Source organism: Achromobacter xylosoxidans, from assembly GCF_001457475.1.
Lineage (GTDB): Bacteria > Pseudomonadota > Gammaproteobacteria > Burkholderiales > Burkholderiaceae_B > Achromobacter > Achromobacter xylosoxidans.
Genome location: NZ_LN831029.1, coordinates 5,007,786 through 5,031,119, shown reverse-complemented (window position 1 = coordinate 5,031,119; position 23,334 = coordinate 5,007,786). Strand labels below are relative to the sequence as shown.

At 69.2% G+C, this 23,334-nt stretch carries 22 protein-coding genes and 1 tRNA gene; 10 read left to right on the top strand and 13 right to left on the bottom strand.

The window, feature by feature from the left end; translation table 11 throughout:
• Nucleotides 1-22: 22 nt before the first annotated feature.
• Genes AT699_RS22580 through AT699_RS31700 form a run of 3 tightly spaced genes read right to left on the bottom strand, consistent with a single transcriptional unit; the run spans nucleotide 23 to nucleotide 2,259 of the window.
• Nucleotides 23-1,348, bottom strand: a complete 1,326-nt coding sequence (locus tag AT699_RS22580; RefSeq protein ID WP_024069939.1) for an ATP-binding protein — start codon at nucleotides 1,346-1,348, stop codon at nucleotides 23-25.
• Nucleotides 1,349-2,086, bottom strand: coding sequence for a response regulator (locus AT699_RS22575; protein WP_006387573.1), 738 nt, complete (start codon nucleotides 2,084-2,086; stop codon nucleotides 1,349-1,351).
• A gap of 8 nt (nucleotides 2,087-2,094) precedes the next feature.
• Complete coding sequence (locus AT699_RS31700; protein WP_024069938.1) at nucleotides 2,095-2,259, bottom strand: hypothetical protein; 165 nt, start codon at nucleotides 2,257-2,259, stop codon at nucleotides 2,095-2,097.
• 181 nt (nucleotides 2,260-2,440) lie between these two features.
• Between AT699_RS31700 and AT699_RS22570 the strand changes: the two genes are divergently transcribed.
• Both AT699_RS22570 and AT699_RS22565 read left to right on the top strand, forming a co-directional pair.
• Nucleotides 2,441-3,133, top strand: a complete 693-nt coding sequence (locus AT699_RS22570; RefSeq protein ID WP_006387575.1) for a cytochrome c biogenesis CcdA family protein — start codon at nucleotides 2,441-2,443, stop codon at nucleotides 3,131-3,133.
• Nucleotides 3,134-3,224: 91 nt separating this feature from the next.
• On the top strand, nucleotides 3,225-3,770 hold the full coding sequence (locus tag AT699_RS22565) for a thioredoxin family protein (RefSeq protein WP_006387576.1): 546 nt from the start codon (nucleotides 3,225-3,227) through the stop codon (nucleotides 3,768-3,770).
• 98 nt (nucleotides 3,771-3,868) lie between these two features.
• Here AT699_RS22565 and AT699_RS22560 read toward each other — a convergent pair whose 3' ends face one another.
• The 4 genes from AT699_RS22560 to AT699_RS22545 form a co-directional block, all read right to left on the bottom strand.
• Nucleotides 3,869-5,131: an arsenic transporter gene (locus AT699_RS22560; RefSeq protein WP_024069937.1), complete on the bottom strand. Its 1,263-nt coding sequence runs from the start codon at nucleotides 5,129-5,131 to the stop codon at nucleotides 3,869-3,871.
• 138 nt (nucleotides 5,132-5,269) lie between these two features.
• Nucleotides 5,270-6,610 carry a trypsin-like peptidase domain-containing protein gene (locus AT699_RS22555; protein ID WP_024069936.1) on the bottom strand — a complete coding sequence of 447 codons (1,341 nt, stop codon included), beginning with the start codon at nucleotides 6,608-6,610 and terminating at the stop codon, nucleotides 5,270-5,272.
• 106 nt (nucleotides 6,611-6,716) lie between these two features.
• A complete protein-coding gene (gene ggt, locus AT699_RS22550; RefSeq protein ID WP_058207468.1) occupies nucleotides 6,717-8,312 on the bottom strand; it encodes a gamma-glutamyltransferase in 1,596 nt (531 codons plus the stop codon).
• A 25-nt stretch (nucleotides 8,313-8,337) separates the two neighbouring features.
• A complete protein-coding gene (locus AT699_RS22545; protein WP_024069934.1) occupies nucleotides 8,338-9,312 on the bottom strand; it encodes a Bug family tripartite tricarboxylate transporter substrate binding protein in 975 nt (324 codons plus the stop codon).
• Nucleotides 9,313-9,527: 215 nt separating this feature from the next.
• On the opposite strand from AT699_RS22545, the gene AT699_RS22540 reads away from it, so the two are divergent.
• Complete coding sequence (locus AT699_RS22540; protein ID WP_020928973.1) at nucleotides 9,528-10,184, top strand: GntR family transcriptional regulator; 657 nt, start codon at nucleotides 9,528-9,530, stop codon at nucleotides 10,182-10,184.
• Between the two features lie 25 nt (nucleotides 10,185-10,209).
• On the opposite strand, the gene AT699_RS22535 is transcribed toward AT699_RS22540, so the two are convergent.
• Nucleotides 10,210-11,091 (bottom strand): DMT family transporter, encoded by an 882-nt coding sequence (locus AT699_RS22535; protein ID WP_058207467.1) that lies wholly within the window; start codon nucleotides 11,089-11,091, stop codon nucleotides 10,210-10,212.
• 38 nt (nucleotides 11,092-11,129) lie between these two features.
• Here AT699_RS22535 and AT699_RS22530 point away from each other — a divergent pair, with 38 nt between their 5' ends.
• The 5 genes from AT699_RS22530 (at nucleotide 11,130) to AT699_RS22510 (ending at nucleotide 17,294) form a co-directional block, all read left to right on the top strand.
• Nucleotides 11,130-11,699 carry a helix-turn-helix domain-containing protein gene (locus AT699_RS22530; protein ID WP_049054439.1) on the top strand — a complete coding sequence of 190 codons (570 nt, stop codon included), beginning with the start codon at nucleotides 11,130-11,132 and terminating at the stop codon, nucleotides 11,697-11,699.
• Between the two features lie 154 nt (nucleotides 11,700-11,853).
• Complete coding sequence (locus tag AT699_RS22525) at nucleotides 11,854-12,357, top strand: sigma-70 family RNA polymerase sigma factor (RefSeq protein ID WP_006387585.1); 504 nt, start codon at nucleotides 11,854-11,856, stop codon at nucleotides 12,355-12,357.
• Nucleotides 12,357-13,298, top strand: a complete 942-nt coding sequence (locus AT699_RS22520; protein WP_024069931.1) for a FecR domain-containing protein — start codon at nucleotides 12,357-12,359, stop codon at nucleotides 13,296-13,298. Before AT699_RS22525 ends, AT699_RS22520 begins: the two co-directional genes overlap by 1 nt.
• A gap of 95 nt (nucleotides 13,299-13,393) precedes the next feature.
• On the top strand, nucleotides 13,394-15,835 hold the full coding sequence (locus AT699_RS22515; protein ID WP_111727693.1) for a TonB-dependent siderophore receptor: 2,442 nt from the start codon (nucleotides 13,394-13,396) through the stop codon (nucleotides 15,833-15,835).
• 187 nt (nucleotides 15,836-16,022) lie between these two features.
• A complete protein-coding gene (locus AT699_RS22510) occupies nucleotides 16,023-17,294 on the top strand; it encodes an MFS transporter (RefSeq protein ID WP_006387587.1) in 1,272 nt (423 codons plus the stop codon).
• Nucleotides 17,295-17,324: 30 nt separating this feature from the next.
• On the opposite strand, the gene AT699_RS22505 is transcribed toward AT699_RS22510, so the two are convergent.
• The 3 genes from AT699_RS22505 to AT699_RS22495 form a co-directional block, all read right to left on the bottom strand.
• A complete protein-coding gene (locus tag AT699_RS22505) occupies nucleotides 17,325-18,197 on the bottom strand; it encodes an NAD(P)-dependent oxidoreductase (protein WP_006387588.1) in 873 nt (290 codons plus the stop codon).
• Between the two features lie 193 nt (nucleotides 18,198-18,390).
• Nucleotides 18,391-19,098 (bottom strand): fumarylacetoacetate hydrolase family protein, encoded by a 708-nt coding sequence (locus AT699_RS22500; RefSeq protein ID WP_006387589.1) that lies wholly within the window; start codon nucleotides 19,096-19,098, stop codon nucleotides 18,391-18,393.
• Nucleotides 19,099-19,170: 72 nt separating this feature from the next.
• Nucleotides 19,171-20,178, bottom strand: coding sequence for a helix-turn-helix transcriptional regulator (locus tag AT699_RS22495; protein ID WP_006387590.1), 1,008 nt, complete (start codon nucleotides 20,176-20,178; stop codon nucleotides 19,171-19,173).
• A gap of 170 nt (nucleotides 20,179-20,348) precedes the next feature.
• Between AT699_RS22495 and AT699_RS22490 the strand changes: the two genes are divergently transcribed.
• A complete protein-coding gene (locus AT699_RS22490; RefSeq protein WP_024069928.1) occupies nucleotides 20,349-20,777 on the top strand; it encodes a PaaI family thioesterase in 429 nt (142 codons plus the stop codon).
• Between the two features lie 78 nt (nucleotides 20,778-20,855).
• Here AT699_RS22490 and AT699_RS22485 read toward each other — a convergent pair whose 3' ends face one another.
• Nucleotides 20,856-22,313, bottom strand: coding sequence for a phospholipase D-like domain-containing protein (locus AT699_RS22485; protein WP_024069927.1), 1,458 nt, complete (start codon nucleotides 22,311-22,313; stop codon nucleotides 20,856-20,858).
• Nucleotides 22,314-22,538: 225 nt separating this feature from the next.
• On the opposite strand from AT699_RS22485, the gene AT699_RS22480 reads away from it, so the two are divergent.
• Nucleotides 22,539-22,614 (top strand) — tRNA-His (locus tag AT699_RS22480).
• A gap of 25 nt (nucleotides 22,615-22,639) precedes the next feature.
• Here the strand turns inward: AT699_RS22480 and AT699_RS22475 are convergent.
• Complete coding sequence (locus AT699_RS22475; protein WP_058207465.1) at nucleotides 22,640-23,329, bottom strand: site-specific integrase; 690 nt, start codon at nucleotides 23,327-23,329, stop codon at nucleotides 22,640-22,642.
• Nucleotides 23,330-23,334: the final 5 nt, after the last annotated feature.

Sequence of the window (23,334 nt, the reverse complement as noted above, 5' to 3'; positions counted from 1 at the left end):
AGCGCGCGCTACCTCGCCGCGCTCAGGCGGCGGGCCGCAGCAGCACCTGCGCCTCCAGCCCGCCGCCCTCGCGATTGCGCAGCCGCAATTCGCCGTCGATCACGTCGGCCAGTTGCCGCGCGATCGCCAGCCCCAGGCCCGTGCCGCCGCTGTCGCGGTTGCGCGAGCCTTCGAGCCGGTAGAACGGTTGCAGCACCGCCTGCAATTCCTGCTCGGGAATGCCGGGGCCGCGGTCCAGCACGCGAATCGATACACCGTGGCCGTCCTCGGCCGGGCCGATCAGGACTTCTGCCGCGCCGCCGAATTTCAGCGCGTTGTCGATCAGGTTGCCCAGGATCCGGCGCAAGGCGCGCGGCCGGGTCTGCCATGGGCCAGGGCAGTGGCCTTGCAGCGTCACCGGCTTGCCGATGTCGGTGTAGTCGCACACCAGGCTGTCCAGGAACGCGTCCAGGTCGATGCGCGCGGGCGGCTCGGTGGCGGCGCCCGCGCTGCGCGCGTAGGCCAGGCCGTCGCGCACCAGCTGCTCGACTTCCTGCAGGTCGTGCGCCAGCTTGTCGCGGTCGGCCGAATCGTCCATGAATTCCGAACGCAGCTTCATGCGCGTGATCGGCGTTTGCAGGTCGTGCGAAATCGCGCCCAGGATCTGCATGCGCTCGGCCAGGTGCGCGGCGATGCGGTCCTGCATGGCATTGAATGCCGCCGAGGCCTGCGCCACTTCGGCCGGCCCGTCCTCGGCCAGCCGCGGGCTGCGGCGATCGGGGCTCATCGCATCGGCCGCGCCGGCCAGCTGCGTCAGCGGCCGGATCGCCAGCCGCACCGCCAGCCACGCGCACAGGATCAGCAGCGCCAGCTGCGCCAGCAGCACCACCGGCAGCCACATCGCCAGCGGCATCACGCTCATGTGGATGTCGAGCGTGACCGCTTGGCCGTCGGCCAGCGTGGCGCGCGCCTGGATGTGCTTGGGGTCGTCGCCGACCGTGCCGAAGGCCAGCGGATAGGCATTGCCCAGCGCCGCCTGGATCGAGTCGCGCACCGCCTCGGCGGCCGGCGTCTGCAACGGCCGGTCGAAATCGCCGGGTCCCAACAGGTACTGGCGGTTGCTGGCGCTCAGTCGCGGCAGCCAGGCGGCGCGCTCGTCGGCCGGCAGGCGGTTCAGGATCGCCAGCGCGACCACCACGTCGCGTTCCAGGTTGTCGAGCATGACGCTCCTGGCCGACTGGTAGCGCTCGTAGAACTGCAGTCCAAACGACAATCCGTGGGCCAGCACCAGGCCCACCAGGAAGACCAGGAACAGCCGGCTCGCCAGGGTGCGCGGCCAGCGGCGCCAGGCCGGGACCCGGGCGGCCATCTACGTGGCCTCGGACACGTCGACCTGCGCGGCGAATACATAGCCTTCGCTGCGCACCGTCTTGATATACATCGGCTCGCGCGCGTCCTCGCGCAGCCGCTGGCGCAGGCGGCTGACCAGCAGGTCGATCGAGCGGCCGAAGAAATCGGCGTCGCGCCCCTGCGTCAGGTTCAGCAGCTGGTCGCGGTTCAGCACCCGCTGCGGATGGTCCAGGAAGACCCGCAGCAATCGGTATTCGGCGCCGCTCAGCGACACGATCGTGCCTTCGGCATCCAGCAGGTGGCGCGCGGTGGTGTCCAGCGTCCAGGCGCCGAACCGCACGGCGCGGCCGGGCTCGGTGACCTGGAAGTTGGGCGGCAGCATGCGGGTGCGGCGCAGGATCGCCTTGATCCGCGCCAGCAGCTCGCGCGCCACGAAGGGCTTGACCAGGTAGTCGTCGGCGCCCATCTCCAGCCCCAGCACGCGATCCATGTCCTCGTCGCGCGCGGTCAGCAGCAGGATCGGGGTGCGGCGGTGCTTGCCGGCGCGCAGCTCGCGGCACAGCACCAGGCCGTCGTCGCCGGGCATCATGATGTCCAGCACGATCAGGTCGACGGTCAGCGTTTCGAGCAGGTTGCGCATCTGCCGGCCATCGGCCGCCAGCGTGACGTTCAGGCCGTTCTTCTTGAGGAAGTTGCCGGCCAGCTCGCGGATCTCGCGGTCGTCGTCGACGATCAGGATGTGGTCTGGATTGTCCATGGCGCATTCTACTCAGCGGGGGGGGTGCGGCGGCGGTCCTGGCTGTTGACGATCAGCTGGCATGGGCCGGCCTGGACGGCTTCGGCGCCCAGGCCGCCGGCCAGCAGCGCCAGCACGGCCAGCAGCCGGCGCAGGGTGGGGCGGGGACGCGGCGGGGGGGCGGGGTGCTTCATGGTCGGGCTCCGGCAAGGGGTGTCCGGCAGGTTATAGCGCCGCCCGCGGCGCGAAGTGTGTCGTAGTGTATGCGCGGCCGGACACGATACAAAAGCCGCGCAAAAACCCCGCTTTCCGGCACAGGGCGGATACCCGCCGCGCGTCCAATGCGGTCATCGAGACTGAAACGGACCGCCCGCCATGACCACCCTCATCGACACCCCGCTCGCCCTGGCCGCCGGCATGCTGACGGTAGCCTCGCCCTGCGTATTGCCGCTGCTGCCGATCCTGCTGGGCAGCGCGGTCGAGCGCGCCGGGCGCCTGCGGCCGCTGTGCATCGTGCTGGGCTTCGTGCTGGCGTTCTCCGGGCTGGGTATCGCGCTCAGCCTGCTGTCGGGCGCGGTGGAATCGGCCCATGAGGCGGTGCGCTCGGTGTCCGTGGCGGCGCTGGCGCTGTTCGGCCTGGCGCGCATCTGGCCGCGGCCGTACGACTGGCTGGCGGCGCGGCTGAGCGGCCCGCTGCAGGGTGTGATCGGCCTGGGCGCCCGGGGCGGTTCGGGCAATGCCGGCGGCTTCCTGCTGGGCATGTCGCTGGGCGCGGTCTGGACGCCCTGCGCCGGGCCGGTGCTGGCATCGATCCTGATCCTGGCGGCGCGCGCCCAGGACCTGGCCCATTCCAGCCTGCTGTTGCTGGTCTACGGGCTGGGCGCCGGCATCCCGATGCTGGTCATTGCCTACGGCGGCGGCTTCGCGGCCCGCCGGGTCGGCGCCATCGCCCGCCACGCCGTGCGCCTGCAGCGCGCCTTCGGCGTGTTGCTGGTGGCGTCGGCCATCGCCATCCATTTCCAGTACGACGTGCTGGCCTATGCCTGGATCAGCCGCCTGTTCGCGTGACCTGTTTTTTTCCTGTCCGTTTTTCCGCGACCTGTTTTTTTTCAACCCGACTTTCCGCAACCCGATTTTCCGTGACCTGAAGGAGCGCACCATGCCATCCATCCGCCTTTCCGCCCGCCGGGCCCTCGTTTCCGTCAAGCTCGCCGTGGCTGGCCTGTTGCTGGGGACCGCGGCGCATGCCGCCGCCCCGGCGCCGGTTCCCGCGCCGGAATTCACCGGCATCCAGACCTGGCTCAACAGCGAGCCGCGCACCCTGGCCAGCCTGCGAGGCAAGGTGGTGCTGGTGGATTTCTGGACCTACACCTGCATCAACTGCATCAACACGCTGCCGTACGTGAAGCAGTGGCACCAGAAGTACAAGGACCAGGGCCTGGTGGTGGTGGGCGTGCACACGCCGGAATTCCCTTTCGAGCGCACAACGAAGAATGTGGCGGACGCCATCAAGCGCTTCGGCATCGAATACCCGGTGGCGCAGGACAACGACTACAAGACCTGGGACGCCTACCGCAACCAGTACTGGCCGGCGTTCTACCTGATCGACAAGGGGGGCAACATCGTCTATCGCCATTTTGGCGAGGGGCGCTACGCCGAGACCGAGGCCGAGATCCAGCGCCTGCTGGCCCAGCCCCAGTCCTGAGTCCCGCGCACCGGGCCGCCGTCGCGAATGCCGTTGCGGGCGCCATTGAGACGCGTGCGATGGCTCGCTGGCGCGTCCTGTGCCGGCCCCGCGGCGGTTCAGCCGCCGGCCAGCGCCAGCATCAGCAGCGCGCCCAGCAGCGCCGGCGGCATCACCCAGGCGCCCAGTTTCAGGAAGCGCAGCGCGCCCACGTGCTGGCCCTCGCGCCGCACCGCGATCAGCCACAGCAGCGTCGCCAGCGAACCGGTGATCGACAGGTTGGGGCCCAGGTCCACGCCGATCAGCAAGGCGCCGGCGGTCTGCGCCGGCAGGTCGGCGATCTGGCCGACCGACCCGGCGATCAGTCCGGCCGGCAGGTTATTGATGACGTTGCTGGCCAGCGCCGCGACGATGCCGGCGCCCCACAGCGCGCCGCCGGCCGAGTCGCTCGCCAGCCGCAGTAGCGCCCGCGCCAGGGCGTCGATGGCGCCGCTGAGCGCCAGGCCCTCGACCAGCACGAACAGGCCGGCCACCATCGGCAGCACGCCCCAGGCCACGTGGCGCAGCACCGGCAGCGGATTGAGCCGCTGCCGCAGGTGGATGAAACCGGCGGTGGCCAGGCCGGCAATGAAGGTGGGCAACCCCAGGTCGGCATGCAATGCCGAGGCCGCCATCAGCACCAGCGCGGTCAGCAGGATGCCGATGCCGGTCAGGCGCGCGCCGCTGCCCAGCGGCTGCGGCACGATGTCCGCCCGCAATGGCTGGCGCAGCGCCTCGCGCTGGCTGTAGCGCAGCGCCAGGTAGGTCAGGCCGATGGCCGCCAGCGACGGCAGCGTGAAGCGTTGCAGCCAGTCCAGCAGCGGCGGCATCTGGCTGCCGTACACCACCAGGTTGGCGGGATTGGAGATCGGCAGCACGAAGCTGGCGGCGTTGGCGATGAAGGCGCAGATGAACAGATACGGCAGCGGCCGCGCGCCGGCGGCCCGCGCCGCGGCGTACACCGCCGGCGTCAGCACCACGGCGGTGGCGTCGTTCGACAGGAATACGGTGACCAGGATGCCCACCAGGAACACCAGGTCGAACAGCCGCCGCGCCGACCCGCGCGCATGGCGCGCCGCCACCATCGCCAGCCAGTCGAACAGCCCCTGCTGGCGCGCCAGCTCGGCCAGCACCATCATGCCGATCAGGAACAGGTAGACGTCCAGCCCCTTGCCGACCGCGCCCAGCGCTGCCTGCCAGGGGATCAGCCCGGTCGCCGTCAGTAGCAGGGCGGCGCCGCCGGCCCAGACGTATTCGGGCAACTTCCAGGGGCGCAGCAGGATGCCGACGATCGCCAGGGCGGAAATACCCCAGAGGGCGAGGGAGGCGTGGGAGGCTGGCATGAATGGTGGTCGCGTGGCGGGAAGCTGGGCATTATCGCCCGTCTCGCGGCCGCGCGGGCGGGGCGGCCCGCTGCTTCCGCACTGCTCATGCCCCGCGCCGATCCCGGGGGGGGCCTCGTGATGCGAGCAGGTCCTAGCCTAGTTGACCTGCAGTGTGTACATCGCCTGTCCGCGCACCAGCGTCAGCAGTAGCGGTTGCCCCGGCGCCGCGCCGCTCAGCAGGCCGCGCAGGTCGGCCAGCCGGCTCACCGGGCGCTGGTTGACGCCGATGACGATGTCGCCGCGCTGCATCCGCGCCGCCACCGGCCCGCGCTCGGGATAAGTGGCGCTGACCGCCACGCCATCGTTGCCCTTCAGGCGCTGCGCGCGGCCGATCTCGGTGAACTCCACGCCATTCAGGCGCGCATCCAGCGAACCGCCGTGCAGCCGCTCGTTGCGCTCCGGCTCGATGCGCAGCGTCACTTCCGAGCGCTGGCCGCCGCGCGACAGCGTCAGCCGCACCTGCTTGCCCACGGGCAGCAGGCCCTCGGCATTGCGCAGCTGGGCGCTGGTGCCGATCGGCTTGCCGTCCAGCGCCACGACCAGGTCGCGCGCCTGCACGCCGGCCTGTTGCGCCGGTGAACCGTCCGCCACCCGCGCCACCACCACGCCGGTGGCGTTGGGCGCCATGCCCAATTGGCGCGCGTTGCGCGGCGTGATGTCGATGGTGTCCAGCCCCAGGCCGCCGCGCTGCACCTGGCCGTGCTGCAGCAACTGGCGCATGACCTCGCCCGCCAGGTTCGACGGAATCGCGAAGCCGATGCCGACATTGCCGCCCGATGGCGTGTAGATCATGGTATTGATGCCGACCAGTTCGCCGTTCAGGTTGACCAGCGCGCCGCCCGAGTTGCCCGGGTTGATGGAGGCGTCGGTCTGGATGAAGTTCTGGTAGCCGGCCGCGCGCAGGCTGGAGCGTTCCAGCGCCGACACGATGCCGGACGAGGCCGACTGGCCCAGGCCGTAGGGATCGCCGATGGCGACCACGAAATCGCCCACCCGCAGGTCGCTCGAGTCGGACAGCGTCAGGGCCTGCAGCTTGTCGGGCGGAATGCGCAGCACCGCCAGGTCGGTGTCCGGATCGCTGCCGACCACGGTGGCGGTGAAGCTGCGGCCGTCCTGCAACGACACGCGGATGGACGTGGCGCCGCGCACCACGTGGTGATTGGTCAGGATATTGCCCTGGGCCGCGTCGACGATCACGCCCGAGCCGATGCTCTGGCGCCCGCCGCCACCGGCCTGGCCGAAGGCCGACGCCGGCGCGCCATCGCCCTGGGCGGAAATGTTGACCACCGCTGGCGTCACGCGTTCGAGCATGGGCGCCAGCGAGGGCAGGGGCTGGCCGTCCACGGCCATGGGCAGCGCGGCCAGCGCGTGGGACGGGGCGGTGAGCGAGGTCGCCAGGGCGGCGGCCAGCGCCGCGGCGGACAGGATGCGGTTCATAGGGGCCTTGGTGAGTCTGCGCCGCAGTATCGCCGCGCCCCGCGTCGTCCATATGACCGATCAAGCCCCTTTCCGGCGGCGTGTTCCGCCGCCGTGCCCGCCAGCCCTAGAAGCCGACCGCCTGGCCGTCGCGGCGCGAATCGGACGCAGCCACGTAGCCGCCCTGCGGCAGGCGGCAGATCAGTTGCGCCGAGCCGAATTCCAGGCTGTCGGCGGGCGCCACCGCCACGTTGTGGCCGCGCTGGCGCAGCGCCTCGACCACGTCGGCGGGCAGGTGCGCTTCGACGTTCACCACCGGCCCCTTCTCGACCCGGAAACGCGGCGCATCGCTCATGGCCTGCGGGTTCTGGCCGAAGGCCGCCAGGCGCGTCACCATCTGCAGATGGCCTTGCGCCTGCATCGACCCGCCCATCACGCCGAACGACATCACCGGCTCGCCGCCGCGGGTGACGAAGGCCGGGATGATGGTGTGCATGGGCTTCTTGCGCGGCGCCACCTGGTTGGCGTGGCCCGGCGTCAGCACGAAGTTCAGGCCGCGGTTGTGCAGGCTGATGCCGGTGTCCGGCACCACCACCCCGGAACCGAAGCCGTGGTAGTTGGATTGGATGAACGACACCATGGTGCCGCCCGCGTCGGCGGCGGTCAGGTAGACCGTGCCGCCGCTGGCGGGCGTGCCGGCCACCGGCACGGCGGCGCGGTCCATCGAGATCAGGCGCGCGCGCTCGGCCAGGTAGGCGCGATCGAGCAGGGCGCGGGCGTCGGTGCGCATGTGGCGCGGATCGGCCACGTGGTGATGCAGGTCGGCAAAGGCCAGCTTCATGGCCTCGATGCTGACGTGGTAGTAATCGGCGCTGTCGCGGCCCATCGCTTCCAGGTCGAACTGCTCCAGCATGCCCAGCGCCATCAGCGCCGAGATGCCCTGGCCGTTGGGCGGGATTTCGTGCAGTTCGTAGCCGCGGAACGACTGCGAGATCGGCGTCACCCACTCGGGGCGGTGTTCGGCCAGGTCGGCCGCGCCCAGGGTGCCGCCGGTGCGCGCCGCGAAGTCGACGATCCTGCCGGCCAGCGCGCCGCGGTAGAAGCTGTCGCCCCCGCTTTCGGCGATGTCGCGCAAGGTGCGCGCCTGCGCCGGAAAGCGCCACCATTCGCCCGCCCGCGGCGCCCGGCCTTGCGGCAGGAACGCCTCGGCAAAGCCCGGTTCCTGCGCCAGCTTGGGCGCCTGCGTGGCCCATTGGCGCGCAATCGTCGGGCTGACCGCGAAGCCTTCCTCGGCATAGGCGATCGCCGGTTCGAACAGCTTGGCGAAGGGCAGCTTGCCGAAGCGTTCGGACAGCGCCTTCCAGCCCGCCACCTGGCCGGGCACGGTCACCGTGCCCCAGCCGGTGCCAGGCATGGCGTCGCGGCCGGCGAAATACTCCGGCGTCCATGCCGCCGGCGCGCAGCCGCTGGAGTTCAGGCCATGCAACCGCCCTTCGTGCCAGACCAGCGCGAACATGTCGCCGCCGATGCCGTTCATCACGGGTTCGACCACGGTCAGCGCGATGGCGGTGGCGATGGCGCTGTCCACGGCATTGCCGCCCGCCAGCAGCATGCGCAGCCCGGCCTGGGCCGCCAGCGGCTGGCTGGTTGCCACCGCGTTGGCGGCCAGCACCGGCATTTTTCGGGAAGCGTACGGAAAAGACCAATCGAAGGGGGAGGACATGATGGCGTGGAGACTCTGTGGGAAATTACTGCGGGGTGATGCCGGCCTGGTCGATCAACTGCTTGGTGCGCGGGATCTCGGCCTTGATGAAGGCGGCGAATTCCTCGCGGCTGCCGCCACGCGGCTCGGCGCCGGCTTCGGCCAGCTTACCGCGCAACGCGGGATCCGCAAGCACCTTGTTGACGGCGCGGTTGAGCTTGTCCAGGATCGGCGCGGGCGTGCCTTCCGGCGCCACCAGCCCGTACCACGGCGCGATGTCGTAGCCGGCGTAGCCCTGCTCGGCGATGGTCGGGATGTCCGGCGCCAGCGACGAGCGCTGCGAATTGGACATGCCCAGCGCCAGCAGCGCGCCGCTCTTGACCTGCGGCAGGCCGGTCATGATGGTGTCGAAGTACATCGAGACCTGGCCGCTCAGCAGCGCCGGAATGGCTTCGCCGGCGCCCTTGTAGGGCACGTGCAGGATGTCGATGCCGGCCACCGACTTGAGCATTTCCCCCGCCATGTGCGAGGTGGTGCCGGTGCCGAACGAGGCGTAGGTCAACTTGCCCGGATTGGCGCGGGCATACGCGATCATCTCGGGCAGGGTCTTGAACGGCTGCTGCGGATTGGCCAGCAGGATGTTGGGCGTGTAGGCCACCATCGACACCAGCTCGAACTTGTCCGGATCGTAGGCCAGGCGCTTCTGCAGGAAGCGGTTGGTGACGATGGCGGCCGGGCCGCCCATCAGCAGTGTGTAGCCGTCGGCCGCCGAGCGCGCCACCGAGGCGCTGCCGATCGCGGCGGCGGCGCCCGGGCGGGCCTCCACCACGAAGGGCTGGCCCAGTTCGGTCGACAGCGCCGCGCCCAGCTGGCGCGAAATCAGGTCGGTGGCCGAGCCGGCCTGGAACGGCACCACGATGCGCACCGGATGCTGCGGCCAGTCGGTGGCCTGGGCGCCGGCCTGGGCGGCGAAGGCCAGCGCGGCGGCGCCCGCCAGGGCGCGGATGAGACGGAAAGGCATGGATTCCCCTTGAATGCGTTGTATCGGTGAGCGCCAGGCGGGTCTGTCGCCCGTTGCGGTCCCCGGCGGGCGCGCACGGCCGGCGCGCCAGTCACGGATTTGACGCGAGCCATGGCGATCCGAACATAGGTATTTGCATCCATGGATCACTGGATCCAATTTGTGTTATTTTTGCGTTTATCTATCATGGCGGCTTTGAAAACCCGGGGACGAGGATGCTGCAGTATCAGAAGACAGCCGTCAGCGCCGAAGAAGAGGCCTACCAGCACCTGCAGCGCGAAATCCGGCTGGGCAACTATCCGCCCGGCCACCGCCTGGTGCCCGAAGTCATCGCCAGCGAAATCGGCACCAGCCGCATGCCGGTGCGCGGCGCGCTGCGCCGCCTGGCGTCCGAAGGCCTGGTCGAGATCCGCGCCAACCGCGGCGCCGTGGTGCGCGGCCTGAACCAGCAGGAAATGCGCGAAGTCTTCGAAATGCGCTCCGTGCTCGAAGGGCTGGCCGTGCGCAATGCCGTGCGCCACATGAGCGCCGAGCACGTCCGCCGCCTGTCCGGCATGCTCGACCAGTTGGAGCAGGGCCTGGGCGACTACCTGGACTGGACCAGCGCCCACCGCGACTTCCACGAATACCTCTGTAGTTTCTGCCAGCAGCCGCGCCTGTTGCGGCAGATCTCCGAACTGCACTCGGTGGTCGAGCCCTACATGCGCCTGTGGGCCGCCCAGCCCGGCCGCGTGTTGCGGGTGCGCGAATCGCACCAGGAGCTGATAGACGCGCTGCTCACCGGCGACCCCGATCGCTGCGAAGCCGCAATGCGCCAGCATGTGCTGAACACCGTGCCGGCGTTGCAGGCGTTCCTGGAGCAGGGCGGCTGACGGCTGTCCGCCCGCGCCGCGCCGTTCAGGTCCTGCCCGGCGCCGGCTTGCCGCGGCGCTTGAATTTCACCTCGCTGGCCAGCACGCCCGCCACGATCAACGCCGCGCCCACCAGCGCCAGGCCGGGCAGGCGCTCCCCGGCCAGCCGGCCGACGATGCCGCCCCACACCGGCTCGCCGGCGTAGATCACCGTGGCGCGCGTGGGCGACACCGACTTCTGCGCCCAATTCATCGTCAGCTGGATCACCGCGCTGGCCAGGCCAAGTCCGATCGCCCCGCCGGCCCACAGCCATGAAAATTCCGGCACCGCCTCGCCCAGCGCCGGCATCAGCGCGAACGACACCAGCCCGGCCGTCAGCAGCTGCACCGCCGTGACGCGGCGGCTGTCCACCGAGCTGGCGAAATGGCCGATCAGGATGATCTCGGCCGCAATCGCCGCCGCGCCCGCCAGCGTGGCCAGTTCGCCCGCGCTGAAATGCAGCGCGCCGGCCTCCGGACCGGCCAGCAGCACCAGCCCGGTGAACGCCAGCGCCACCCCGACCCAGCTCATCAGTCCGGGCGGGCGCTTGAGCACCGCCCATTGCAGCAGCGGCACGATCGGCACGTACAGCGCGGTGATGAAGGCCGACTGGCTGCTGGTGATGGTGCGCAGGCCGAGGGTCTGCAGGTAATAACCGAGGAACAGCGCGCAGCCGATCGCCACGCCCGCGCCCGCTTCGCGCCGCGTCAGCCGTGCCATGTGCCGGCGGAACAGCTGCATCGACACGACTCCCGCCAGGGTGAACCGCACTCCCACGAAGAACAGCGGTCCGCTATGCTGCATGGCGATATGGATAACGAGGAAAGTGCTTCCCCACAGCATGGTGACCAGCACCAGGGCGATTTCCTGGCGCGACAAGGCAAACATCGATTCGGATTTCACGGCGGACTTCGGGTGTTACAGATTTGAGCAATATACTGCACATTACCAATTCGGACAGCGATGTCCTCACCCACGTGGGGGCCAATCTAAAACGGTTGCGCAAGGCCGCCGGCCTGAGCCAGGGAGCGTTGGCCGAGGCTTCCGGCATCAGCCGCCGCATGATCGCCGGCCTGGAAGCGGGCAACTCCAATATCAGCCTGTCGAGCCTGGACAAGCTGGCGCAGGCGCTGGAGGTTGGGTTCGTCGACCTGGTCAGCGACCCGGCGCGCGAACGGCGCCGCATCGAGGCCCGCGCCTGGCGCGGCAAGCGGCCGGGCAGCCAGGCCATGCTGCTGGGCGCGGCGCCCGCCAGTTGCGAAGCGCAACTCTGGCTCTGGACGCTGGCGCCGGGCGAAACCTACGTGGCCGAACCCGATCCCGAAGGTTGGCACGAGATGATCTACGTCATCGAAGGCACGCTGCAACTGGAACTGTCGGACGTCGTGCAGCAGGTCCAGGCCAACGACTTCGCCATCTATAGCAGCGCGCAGCCGTATTCCTATCGCAATGACGCCGACGCCCCCCTGCGCTTCGTGCGCAATGTGTTGCGGTAGGTCCGCGCCGGCGGGGGAGGGGGCGCCACCCGGGGACGTCGGTTCGCCGCAACGGCCCGGTTTTTCTTGCGCCACGGCGGCGCAACGGTCGGCTAGAATCGAGAATAATATTCATTCCTGAGTCGCTCGGTTGCATGGGCGTCAAGTGCGTCCCATGTCCGACCTGGTTCCCGCTCCTACCCTCGAAGCGCTGTACTGCGACCATCACTCATGGCTGGTCGGCATGTTGCGCCGCAAGCTCGGCAATGGCGACAGCGCCGCCGACCTGGCCCAGGACACCTTCCTGCGCGTACTCGCCAACCGCAATGTCGACGCGATCCTGCGTCCGCGCGAGTATCTCGCCACCATCGCCCGCGGCCTCGTCACCGATGCCTACCGCCGCCAGGCCATCGAGCGGGCCTACCTTGAAACCCTGGCGGCGCGGCCCGAGCCGGTCGCCATCTCGCCCGAAACCCGCGCCATTCTGCTGGAAACCGTGCTGGCCATCGACCGCATGCTGGACCAACTCGGCCCGCGCACCCGCGAGATATTCCTGCTGGCGCAGTTCGAGGAATTGACCTATGCGCAAGTGGGCTCGCGGCTGGGCGTGTCCGTTACCACCGTCAAGAAGCACATGGTGCGCGCGTTGACGCAGTGCCTGTTGCTGGCCGCCGACTGATGCGGCCCGCGGCTGAACTGCTCGAGGCCGCCGCGCAGTGGTATGTGGCCTTGCGCGAGGCCGATGCCGACGATCCCGCCCGCCTCGCCTGGCGCCGCTGGCTGGATGCCGACGTGCGCCACCGCCAGGCATGGGCGCGGATGCTGGCCTTGCAGGAACAGCTTGGCAGCGTGCCCGGCGATTTGCTGTTGCCCACCCTGCGCGGCGCCCGCCGCCAGCAGCGCCGCCGCTTGCTGGCGCTGGCCCTGCTGGCGGGCGGCGGCGCCGCCTTCGGCTGGATCGCCACGCCGCCCTGGCGCGTCCTGGCCGCGGGGCTGCGCACCGCCATCGGCGAGCGTCGCACCGTCACGCTGCCCGACGGTGGCACTCTGTACCTGAACACCGCTTCCGCCGTCGATATCGACTATGGCCCTGAACGCCGCCTGCTGCGCCTGCATCAGGGCGAAGTGCTGGTGCAGACCGCGCCCGACCCCGCCGGCCAGCGGCCGTTCGAGGTCTGGACCGAGGACGGCGGCGCGCGCGCGCTCGGCACCCGCTACAGTGTGCGGCGCGAGGCCGGAGGCACGCGCGTCGCGGTATTCCAGGATGCGGTGCTGCTGCAACCGGCCGATCCGGCGGCGCCATCGCGGCGCCTGGAGGCCGGCCAGCTGAGCCTTCTGACGGCCCGCGCCGCCGCCGCGCCCGCACCGGTGACGGTGGGTCTGGCGGATTGGGTCGACGGCCGGCTGGTCGCCATCGACCAGCCGCTGGGCGACTTCATCGCCGAGCTGGCGCGCTATCGCCAGGGCAGCCTGAGCTGCGATCCCGCGGTGGCGCACCTGCGGCTGTCGGGCGCCTTCCGCCTGGCCGATACCGACGCGGTGCTGGAGAACATCGCCGCATCGCTGCCGGTGGCCCTGCGCACCCGCACCCGTTATTGGGTGCGCGTCGTCCCGCGTTGATTTTTTTCGTCGCGGGGGTTGCTCTTTTTCATTCTCATCCGGCCTACCACGGAAGGCCGCCGGGTCAGGACCTGGCGGCTTCCCGAGTCCCGTTCATGAGAGCCATCGTGTCCCGCAAGCCGCAAGCCGCCGTTCCCCGTTTCGCTTCCCACCTTCGTCGACCTGCGGCCGCGCGCCCGCCCATCCGGGCCAGGCCGCGCCTGTTGCCGGCGCTGGTCGCCGCCGCCGTCTGCGCCGCGGCATCCGCTGGACCGCTGGCCTCCGTGGCGCAGGCCCAGGCCGCGTCCGCGGCGCGCAGCTACGACATCGCCGCCGGGCCGCTGGACGTGGTGCTCAGCCGCTACGCCGCGGCCGCCGACATCACCCTGTCGTTCAACGCCGACCAGACCCGCGGGCGCCAGTCCGCCGGCATCCGCGGCGCCTATGGCGTCGAGGCCGGCCTGGCCCGCCTGCTGGCCGGCAGCGGGCTGGAGGCGCGCCATCGCGGCGGCGGCAATTACGTGCTGCGCGCGCTGCCCGCCGCCGGCGTCGCCACCCTGGATGCCGTGACCGTCACCGGCGAAACCGCCTTCGGTCCGGTGCCGGGCTATGCCGCCAGCCGCACCGCCACCGCCACCAAGACCGACACCCCGATCCTGGAGGTGCCGCAATCGGTCTCGGTGATCGGCCGCGAGGAAATGGAGGCGCGCGGCGCCCTCGACGTGATGGACGCCATCCAGTACACCCCGGGCGTGTCCGTCAACACCTACGGTCCCGACAACCGCGGCTGGGAATACATCAGCCTGCGCGGCTTCATGACCTACAACGTCACCATGCGCGACGGCCTGGCGCAGAATCCGGCCGGCGTCACCTACTACTCCACCGAGCCCTATGGCCTGGAGCGCATCGAGGTGCTGCGCGGCCCATCGTCGATGACCTTCGGCCAGAGCGATGCCGGCGGCCTGCTCAACCGCGTCAGCAAGTTGCCCAGCGGCGACCGCATCCGCGAAGTCGAGGTGCAGTACGGTAGCTTCGAGCGCAAGCGGCTGGCGTTCGACCTGGGCGATGCGTTCGGCCCCGGCGACGCGCTCAGCTACCGCCTGGTGGGCGTGGGGCTGGACAGCGATGACCAGGACAAATACCCCAACGGCGACAAGATCAACCGCAAGCGCCTGTACCTGGCGCCGTCTCTGCGCTGGCAGCCCAGCGCCGCCACCTCGCTGACGCTGCTGGGCGAATACATCAAGGACAAGTCCGGGGAAGATCCGTACTACTTCGCCAAGGACTACAAGCTCACCGACGTCAAGATGGGCGATCCGGGCTTTAGCCGCATCAAGCGCGAGCAGGCCTCGATCGGCTACCAGTTCGAGCATCGCTTCAACGACGCCTGGACCTTCCGCCAGAATTTCCGCTACAGCCATCTGTCGCTCGACCGGCGTGCGGTCTGGACCGACGAGATCAACGAAGACGTCACCGCCATCACCCGCGTGGCCCGCACCTGGGACGATCCGATGAGCCAGTCCGTGCTGGATACGCAGATGCTGGGCAAGCTGCGGCTGGCCGGCGCCGAACACACGGTGCTGTTCGGCGTCGACTGGAACGACCAGCACGCCAAGGCCAACCGCTTTATCGGCCCCGCGCCCGGCCTGGACCTGCTCAATCCGGTCTATGGCGTGCCGATTCCCACCCCAACCCAGCCGCTCGCCAACTACCGCCAGACCATCCGCCAGGCCGGCCTCTACCTGCAGGACCAGATCAAGGTGGATGACCACTGGATCGTGACCCTGGGCGGGCGCCAGGACCGCGTCACCTCCACCACCGACAACCGCCTCGCGGGCACCCATGCTCAGGTCCGCGACAACGCCTTCAGCGGCCGCGTCGGCCTGACCTACGTGGCCGACAACGGCGTGGCGCCCTACATCAGCTATTCGGAATCGTTCCTGCCCAGCAGCGGCGTGGATGGCGACGGCAACCCCTTCAAGCCCAGCCGCGGCAAGCAGGTCGAGGTCGGTGTCAAGTACCAGCCGGCGGGGTCGCGCAGCCTGTACACCGTGGCCGTGTTCGACCTGAACAAGACCAACATCGTCAGCTTCAACCCCATCACCAACGAACAGCGCCAGATCGGCAAGCAACGCGCCCGCGGCATCGAGTTCGAGGCCAAGGGCGAGCTGGCGCGCGGCCTGAACCTGGCGGCCTCGTACACCTGGCTCGACATGACCGTGCGCAACAGCGGCGATCCGCAGGAAGTCGGCAAGATCCCCATGGGCGTGCCCAAGCAGACGGCGGCTTTGTGGCTGGACTACACCCTGGCCGAAGGCCTGGGCGTGGGCGGCGGCGTGCGCTACATCGGCCGGCGCCAGAACGACGAGCACAACACCAGCAGCGAACCGGGCGTGGCGCTCGTCGACGCCGTTGTCCACTACGAGAAAGGCCCGTGGCGCCTGGCGCTCAATGCCACCAACCTGTTCAACCGCGACTACTACTCGATCTGCTACATGGGCGAGTGCTATCGCGGCGCCGAGCGCACGCTGATGATGACGGCGCGCTACCGCTGGTAACGCTTGCAGGCGCCGCCAGCCGCGCGGCGCCTGGCCGCTCACCGGACAGGATTTCACCGTTGCCCCGCCACCCGCATATAGCCGGGAGTAATATGGCGCGTCCGGCGGTCGGCTTCCGTCTCCTCGCATCTCCGATGCCCGTGTACCGAAGCGCCCCGGCGCGACAAGAACACAAGGAGAGAGGCAAGTGGACAAGCAAGCATCGGGCGGCTGGTATTTCGGCTGGAACATCGTCGGCGCCGCCACCGTACTGACCCTGCTCACGGTGGGGCTGCGCATGGGTATCGGGCCGTTCTTCCTGCCCATGGCGGACGGCCTGGGTTTCTCGCGCAGCCTGCTGTCGGGCATCGTCGCGGTCGGCATGCTGTGCTACGGCCTGGGCATGCCGCTGGCCGGCTACCTGGTCAGCACCCGCGGCACCCGCTTCGTGCTGCTCACCGGCACCGCCATCGTGGTGGCTTCGTCGATCTGGACCGTGTTCGCGCGCGGCCCCATCGAATTCCTGCTGGCGTTCGGCGTGGCCCTGTCGATCGGGCTGGCCTTCACCAGCCCGGTGGCGCTGACCCCCGTCATCAGCCGCTGGTTCACGCGCCAGCGCGGCATGGCGCTGTTCTTCCTGTCCACCGGCTCCATGGCCGGCATCGCGCTGATGACCCCCACGCTCACCTTCGCCATCGGCGCCGTGGGCTGGCAGGAAACCCTGCTGGCCTTCGCGGTCCTGTTCGCGCTCTTGACCGTGCCGGTGGCGCTGTTCGTCATGCGCGACCAGGCGCCCGAACACACCGACCTGCTGCCCCACCAGATCGTCGAAAGGAAAGCCGGCGCCCGGCCCGCCGCCAAGGCACCCGACCTGCGCGTTGGCGACGCCGTGCGCACGCTGCCGTTCTGGCAGGTGGCGCTGGGCCTGTTCGCCTGTGGCTTCAGCATGAACCTGCTGGGCACGCATGGCATGCCCATGCTGATGGATCATGGTTTCGACGCCACCACCAGCTCGCTGGGCATCGGCCTGATCGGCCTGGTGGCGATCTTCAGCACCCTGGTGCTGGGACGCATGTCCGACCAGGTCGAGCGCCGCAACATCCTGGCCGTCATCTACCTGGTGCGCGGGCTGGGGTTCTTCGCGCTGGTCATGGTCGGGGCGCACTGGGAACTGTATGCCGCCGCCACCATCGGCGGCGTGGTCTGGGCCGGCAGCATCGCGCTGTCGTCCGCCATCCTGGCCGACGTCTACGGCCTGCGCCTGGTGGGCGTGCTGTACGGGCTGACCTACCTGGGCCACCAGGTCGGCGGCATGATCAGTTCATGGCTGGGTGGCTGGGCCTTCGAGACCTTCCATACCCACTGGGTGGCGTTCGGCGCGGCCGGCGCCTTGCTGCTGCTGGCCGCCGCCATTTCCCTGCAACTGCCGCGGCGCGGCGCCTTGCGCGCCGTGCCGGCGATGGCGGCGGGCGGGCGCTGAACCCGCGCCGCCGTCAGGCTCAACGCTCCCTTAACGGTCCTTGAGCAGCGACACCAGTTCGGGCACGTAGCGTTCGCCGCCGCCCTGGTTGACCGCCTGGTCATAGGTGTGCAGCACCGCGGCGCCGATCTCGCGCACCGCGCCGGTCTCGGCCGCCATGGTGTTGTAGTACGAAAGGTCCTTCTGCGCGTTCGACATGAAAAAGCGCAGCGACGACGGGTCCTGCTCCAGCAGGTAGGGCTTGAGGCGCTCCAGCGCCACGCCGCCGCCGCCGCCCTTGGTCAGCACCTCGGCGAACACCGCCGGATCGATGTCGGCGCGCAGCGCGCACGCGGCCGCTTCCGACAGCAGCGCGATCGCGCCCAGCGACACATAGTTGTGCAGCAGCTTCATGCGATGGCCCGCGCCCACCGGACCGGCATGCGCGATGTTCTCGGCAAAGCATGCCAGGATCGGCTTGCATTCCTCGAACAAGGCCTTGTCGCCGCCCACCAGCAGGTTCAGGCGGCCTTCTGCGGCTTCCTTCGGCGTGCGCGTCATGGGGGCGTCGAGGAAACGGCCGCCTTTCTCGGTGACCGCCTCGGCCACCTTGACGGTGGACGAGGGAATGGCGGTCGAGCAGTCGATGATCACCGTGCCCGGGCGCAGCCCTTCCAGCACGCCGCCCGGCGACAGCAGCACCGCCTCGACCTGCGGGCTGCCCGTGACGCACAGGATGATCACGTCCGACTGCGCCGCCAGCGTCGCGCCGTCGGCGCAACTGGTGGCGCCCGCCGCCTTCAACGCGTCCAGCGGCTGGTTGCCCGGATGCTCCAGCACCGTCAGCGTGTGACCGTGCTTGACCAGATTGCTTGCGATGCCATGGCCCATCAGGCCGATGCCCACCATACCGATTTTTGCCATCTTCCACTGCTCCTGCCACATGGGCTGTTTGTTATGGCTTAAATCTTACTCTCAGATCCACGCGCGGCCGGCCGACGCAGCGCGATGGCGCACGGCGCTCCCCGCCTTGCGGCGCCCCGCCGCATGCCGGGCGGCCAGGCGCCAAGACCAGCCTGGCGCCGGGGACGGCGGCCAAGGCAGCCCGCGCCGCGCCTCAGACGATGCGGATGCTCAACTCCGGCAGGCCGTCCACGTGCGCCACGATCACGTCGCCGCGCACCACCGGCCCCACGTTCTCCGGCGTGCCCGAATAGATCAGGTCGCCCGGGAACAGCTCGAAAGCCTGCGACAGCCGCGCGATCTGCTCGGCCACCGACCAGATCATGTGCGACAGCGTCGCCTGTTGCTTGCGCTCGCCATTGACCGCCAGCCAGATGCTGCCTTCCTTGTAGTGTCCCGTCTGGCTCACCGGATGGATCGGGCCGATCGGCGCCGCGTGGTCGAAACTCTTGCCGATTTCCCACGGCTTCTTCTGGTCGCCCATGCCGCGCTGCAGGTCGCGCCGCGTCATGTCCAGCCCCAACGCGTAGCCGTAGACGCAGTCGAGCGCCCGTTCCACGGGGATGTCGCGGCCGCCTTGCGACAAGGCCGCCACCAGTTCCACCTCGTAGTGGTAGTTCTGGGTCAGCGGCGGGTAGGGGTGATCGGCCACCGTGTCCGGAAGCACCACCTGGATCGCGTCCGTCGGCTTCTGGAAAAAGAACGGCGCTTCGCGGCTGGGGTCCGAACCCATCTCGATGGCGTGCGCGGCATAGTTGCGGCCGATGCAGTAGATGCGGCGCACCGGAAAGCGCAGGTCGCCGCCGGCGATCGGCACGGTGGTCTGCGGCACGGCAAACGGGGTCTGGGCGGATTGGGTCATCGCGGGTCTCCTGAAGGTTGCGAGGGGTCACGGCCAGATTAGGTCCGCGCCACCCGCGTCGCCTGGAGACGATTACGCAATCCGTGGACGATTCCGCGCATTTCGCGGCGTGCCCTGCCGTCCCGTTTGCGTGGCCTTTCGCCCCGTCTTTTGCCCGGCCTCCTGCGCGACCTTCGGCGGCGTCCGCGCGCCGTCGCCGCGCAGACGCTCGCGGTAGCCGGTCGGGCTGACGCCTTCCAGCTGCCGGAAGCGGCGCGAGAAATACGCCTCGTCCGCGAATCCCGCGGCATGCGCCACCTGCGCCACGCCGCGCGCCGTATGCGCCAGCAGATCGCGCGCCAGCGCCATGCGGCGCTCGGCCACCAGCTCGGTGAAGGTCTTGCCGGTCTCTTTCTTGAGCAGGTGCGCCAGGTAATTGGGCGACAGGAACGCCGCCGCCGCCGCGTCATTCAACGTCAGGTTGTCGGCCAGGCGCGCGCCGATGTGCGCCAGCACCCGTCGCACGCTCTCGCGCCGGCTGCTGCCAGCGTGATGGCGCGCCAGGTGCAGCAGGTCGGCCTCGTAGCGTGCGCACACCAGCCCGATCAGCTGCAGCAGCAGCCCGCGGATCGCCGTCGACGAACCGAAGCCGCGCCGCCGGTTCTCCGCCATCAGCCGGGCGATCAGCGTCTCGGCCTCGGCCAGCCCCTGCGCGTCCAGCTCGAAATCCAGGTATTCCTGGAACAGGAACGGCGCCAGCGCCGGCGCCTGCGACACCGGCACGTCCTCCAGGTCCAGCGCGTCCACCGCCAGCTCCGGCCACAGGAAGCGCTGCGCGAAATTGATGATGACGTAGCGCGCGCCGGGCGGATGCGGCACCAGGTGCACCCGGTACGGCAGCACGAAGCTCAGCCCGCCGCGCGGAAACGGCCGCGTGGTGCCGCTGATGGTCTGGCGCGTGTCGCCCTCCAGGTTCACCTGGATCTGGAAATACTCGTGCCGGTGCGGCTGCTCCAGCGGCTCGCGCACCTGCTGCGCCCGGATATCGAAGTCGAAATAATCCGCGCGCTCGGCCATGCCGTAGGTCTTGATGCGGTTCATGCGTGGGGCGGAGAAACGGACGATTGCATGGGCAGAATGTAGCGCCGGCGCGACGGCCGCGCCAGCCGCCGCCGAAATTGTCCGCTCACCGGTCGCCGCCGGCCGGCGCTGGCGCGCGCCGTGCGCTTTGCGCTACCGTGGGGCATTGCGCAGCAGACACTTACCATCCCATGACAGACACCATCCCCGCCGGCTTCGCGCCGTGGCAACCCAGCAGCCAGTTCATGCGCCACCTGGCGGACCTGGGCGGCTTCTACCGGCGCGCGGTCGACGACGTGCTGGCCATGCGCATCGGCGCGGCCCACGGCAACATGCACGGCATGGCCCACGGCGGCCTGCTCGCCACCCTGGCCGACAGCGCCCTCGGCTATGTCATCGCCCATCAATGCCAGGCCTCGGTCGTCACCGCGCAAATGTCGGTCGAATACCTCAACGCCGTCATGCCCGGCGACTGGCTCGAAGCCCACGTCACCATCGACAAGCGCGGCAAGCGCCTGATCTACGCCACCTGCCATCTGAAGGTGGACGAACGCCTGGTGCTCAAGGCCAGCGCCGTCTTCGCCGTGCGCCAGGCCGCGGTGCCGACCTCGGACGGTTGATGCGGCGGGCGGCGAAGCCGCCAAACGCAACCGGCGGCCAGCGGCCGCCGATTTTCCCGCATGCCGGCGCCGCCGGGCTCAGAGGTAGGGCGTGGCCAGCCAGATCACCTTGTTGCGCAGCCGCTTGGCGAACGGCGCCTGCTGCAATTCATCGAGCGTCTGCCGGCGCGCGTCGGCCACCAGCGCATCGATGCGGGCGCCGATCCAGCATGCCACCTGCGGGTCGTAGATCTCCGTATCCAGCTCGAAATTCAGCCGCAGGCTGCGCGGGTCCAGGTTCGACGACCCGACATAGGCCCAGCCGTCATCCACCGTCATCAGCTTGGAATGGTCGAACGCTCCGCGCGAGCGCCACACCCGGCAGCCGGTGCGCACCACCTGGTCCAGCTGCGCCGTCATGGCATAGTCGACCAGCCGCAGATTGTTCTTGCCCGGAATCACGATATCGACGATGACCCCGCGCCGCGCCGCCGTCGCCAGCGCGCCGATCAGCGGTTGGTCCGGCAGGAAATAGGGCGACTGGATCCGCACGTGGCGCTGCGCCACCGCCAGCGCGCCCAGCAGGATGCTGTGCGCGCTGCCCATGGCCCGGTCCGGCCCCGACGGCACGCAGCGCATCGGCACCACTCCATGCACGGGCTGGGCGTGCGGATCGAACCACGGCCGCGCCGGCAGCGACTCGTGCGTCGTGAAATTCCAGTCGTGCGCAAACACCGACATCAACTGCGTCACGATCGGGCCTTCCACCCGGAAATGCGTATCGACATTGGTGGCCGCGCCCGACAGCGCCGTCACGAACGCCGCCCGCACGTTCATGCCGCCGGTGAAACCGATGCGGCCATCCACCACCAGCACCTTGCGGTGGCTGCGCAGATTGGCATACGGCATGCGCAGCACGCCCAGCGGATTGGTCATGAACCGCGCCACCGGCACGCCGCCGCGCGCCAGCATCCGCACGATCGGCGGCCGCGAATACTTGGCGCCGATCGCATCGATCAGCACCCGCACCTGCACCCCGCGCCCGTGCGCCTCGATCAGCGCCTGCGCCATCTCGCGGCCGATCGCGTCGTTGTCGAAGATGTAGCTCTGCATCGCCACCGCGTGGCGCGCCTCGCGGATCGCCTGCAGCATCGCCGGATAGGCCTCATCGCCGCCGGCCAGCGGCCGCACCGCGTTGCCGCCCAGCAGCCGGAAGCGGCTGACCTGGTCGCCCAGCACCTTCAGCGACGCGAACTGCGGGCCCGAGATCGGCGCCACGTCCACGCTGGGCGTCTCCACCAGCGCCGCGTCCACCAGCATGGCTTCGTCACGCTGCTGCGACAGCCGCGTTTTGCGGATCCGGTTGATCCCCGCCACGAAATAGGCCGCCGCCCCGAACAAGGGCGAGAACAGCGCCAACCCGACCCAGCCGATGGCCGAGCGCACGTCCTGCTTGGTCATGGCGGCATGCACCGCCGCGCCCGTGCCCGCCACCACGCTGATGCCGAACACCATGTGCGGCCAGTAAGCGGTCAATAATTCATGTATGCGATCCATGGCAACGGCGCGACGCAGGCCTCCAGAGGGTGATTCGAGCGCCAAGGATAGCAAGGCGGGCAGGCGTGGCAAGAGGGGGCGGACGAGGCCGAGGCGGCAGGATCGCGGGGCGTTTTACACCGCCGAAAAAAACATGCTAGAATTCGGCCTCTTTGCAGTTGAACACGAAATTTCTGGTGTCAGCAATTTGGTGCAGCGGTTTGGTGTCAGCGCAAGAAAAATGTGGTGGCTGTAGCTCAGTTGGTAGAGTCCCGGATTGTGATTCCGGTTGTCGTGGGTTCGAGTCCCATCAGCCACCCCAAAGAATTCCTTTACATTACAGGCACTTAGGTGCCTGTTTTGTTTTTTCGGGGAACATTCGGGGTAATTGCGGATTCCAGGCGGGTCATTTCTAGGTCGTCGTGGGCACCGTCCAGCCACTTGGCATAAGTGGTCAGAAACACCTGAATGCTATGCCCCATCTGCTTGGCGCAGAACGCCGGGCGAATCCCAGCCATCAACATCATCGTCGCGTAAGTGTGCCGGATGTTGTACGGGCGCCTGTATCGGATTCCCAAGATCTTCAAGGCTGGCGACCAATAGCTGCGGCGAAACGTCCGCTCATCCTCCCAGGCCGTTCCGTACCTGGGATCCAGCCAAACCTGCTCACCACGCATCCGCGAGTGTTTCTCCTGCCGATGGAAGGCGGCGAAGCTGCGGCTGTTGAGCTTGACCAGGCGCCCGGTATTGGTCTTCGTGCGGGATTTTCGCTCCCCACGCACAATGGCTTCCACGATTTGCGCCGTCTTGTCCCTTAGATCGACGTTCGGCCATCTGGTGCCGAACACTTCGGACGTGCGAAGGCCCGTGAAAAACCAAGCTTCGATCATGTTGTAGACCGGCTCGGGATACTTCTCTGCCGCGTAGGCGATGATGGCCTCGGCCTCTTCCAGGCTGAAAGAGTCTGGTGGCTCCTTCTGGTGCTTGGCCCGCGGCACGCCCTCGGCCGGGTTGTCGGTCAGAACCTTGTCCTGCACCGCCA

Excerpts from the sequence above, each read along its gene's own strand:
- AT699_RS22580 (WP_024069939.1), bottom strand. The coding sequence starts at position 1,348 with ATGGCCGCCCGGGTCCCGGCCTGGCGCCGCTGGCCGCGCACCCTGGCG.
- AT699_RS22575 (WP_006387573.1), bottom strand. The coding sequence starts at position 2,086 with ATGGACAATCCAGACCACATCCTGATCGTCGACGACGACCGCGAGATC.
- AT699_RS31700 (WP_024069938.1), bottom strand. The coding sequence starts at position 2,259 with ATGAAGCACCCCGCCCCCCCGCCGCGTCCCCGCCCCACCCTGCGCCGG.
- AT699_RS22570 (WP_006387575.1), top strand. The coding sequence starts at position 2,441 with ATGACCACCCTCATCGACACCCCGCTCGCCCTGGCCGCCGGCATGCTG.
- AT699_RS22565 (WP_006387576.1), top strand. The coding sequence starts at position 3,225 with ATGCCATCCATCCGCCTTTCCGCCCGCCGGGCCCTCGTTTCCGTCAAG.
- AT699_RS22560 (WP_024069937.1), bottom strand. The coding sequence starts at position 5,131 with ATGCCAGCCTCCCACGCCTCCCTCGCCCTCTGGGGTATTTCCGCCCTG.
- AT699_RS22555 (WP_024069936.1), bottom strand. The coding sequence starts at position 6,610 with ATGAACCGCATCCTGTCCGCCGCGGCGCTGGCCGCCGCCCTGGCGACC.
- ggt (WP_058207468.1), bottom strand. The coding sequence starts at position 8,312 with ATGTCCTCCCCCTTCGATTGGTCTTTTCCGTACGCTTCCCGAAAAATG.
- AT699_RS22545 (WP_024069934.1), bottom strand. The coding sequence starts at position 9,312 with ATGCCTTTCCGTCTCATCCGCGCCCTGGCGGGCGCCGCCGCGCTGGCC.
- AT699_RS22540 (WP_020928973.1), top strand. The coding sequence starts at position 9,528 with ATGCTGCAGTATCAGAAGACAGCCGTCAGCGCCGAAGAAGAGGCCTAC.
- AT699_RS22535 (WP_058207467.1), bottom strand. The coding sequence starts at position 11,091 with ATGTTTGCCTTGTCGCGCCAGGAAATCGCCCTGGTGCTGGTCACCATG.
- AT699_RS22525 (WP_006387585.1), top strand. The coding sequence starts at position 11,854 with ATGTCCGACCTGGTTCCCGCTCCTACCCTCGAAGCGCTGTACTGCGAC.
- AT699_RS22520 (WP_024069931.1), top strand. The coding sequence starts at position 12,357 with ATGCGGCCCGCGGCTGAACTGCTCGAGGCCGCCGCGCAGTGGTATGTG.
- AT699_RS22515 (WP_111727693.1), top strand. The coding sequence starts at position 13,394 with ATGAGAGCCATCGTGTCCCGCAAGCCGCAAGCCGCCGTTCCCCGTTTC.
- AT699_RS22505 (WP_006387588.1), bottom strand. The coding sequence starts at position 18,197 with ATGGCAAAAATCGGTATGGTGGGCATCGGCCTGATGGGCCATGGCATC.
- AT699_RS22500 (WP_006387589.1), bottom strand. The coding sequence starts at position 19,098 with ATGACCCAATCCGCCCAGACCCCGTTTGCCGTGCCGCAGACCACCGTG.
- AT699_RS22495 (WP_006387590.1), bottom strand. The coding sequence starts at position 20,178 with ATGAACCGCATCAAGACCTACGGCATGGCCGAGCGCGCGGATTATTTC.
- AT699_RS22490 (WP_024069928.1), top strand. The coding sequence starts at position 20,349 with ATGACAGACACCATCCCCGCCGGCTTCGCGCCGTGGCAACCCAGCAGC.
- AT699_RS22485 (WP_024069927.1), bottom strand. The coding sequence starts at position 22,313 with ATGGATCGCATACATGAATTATTGACCGCTTACTGGCCGCACATGGTG.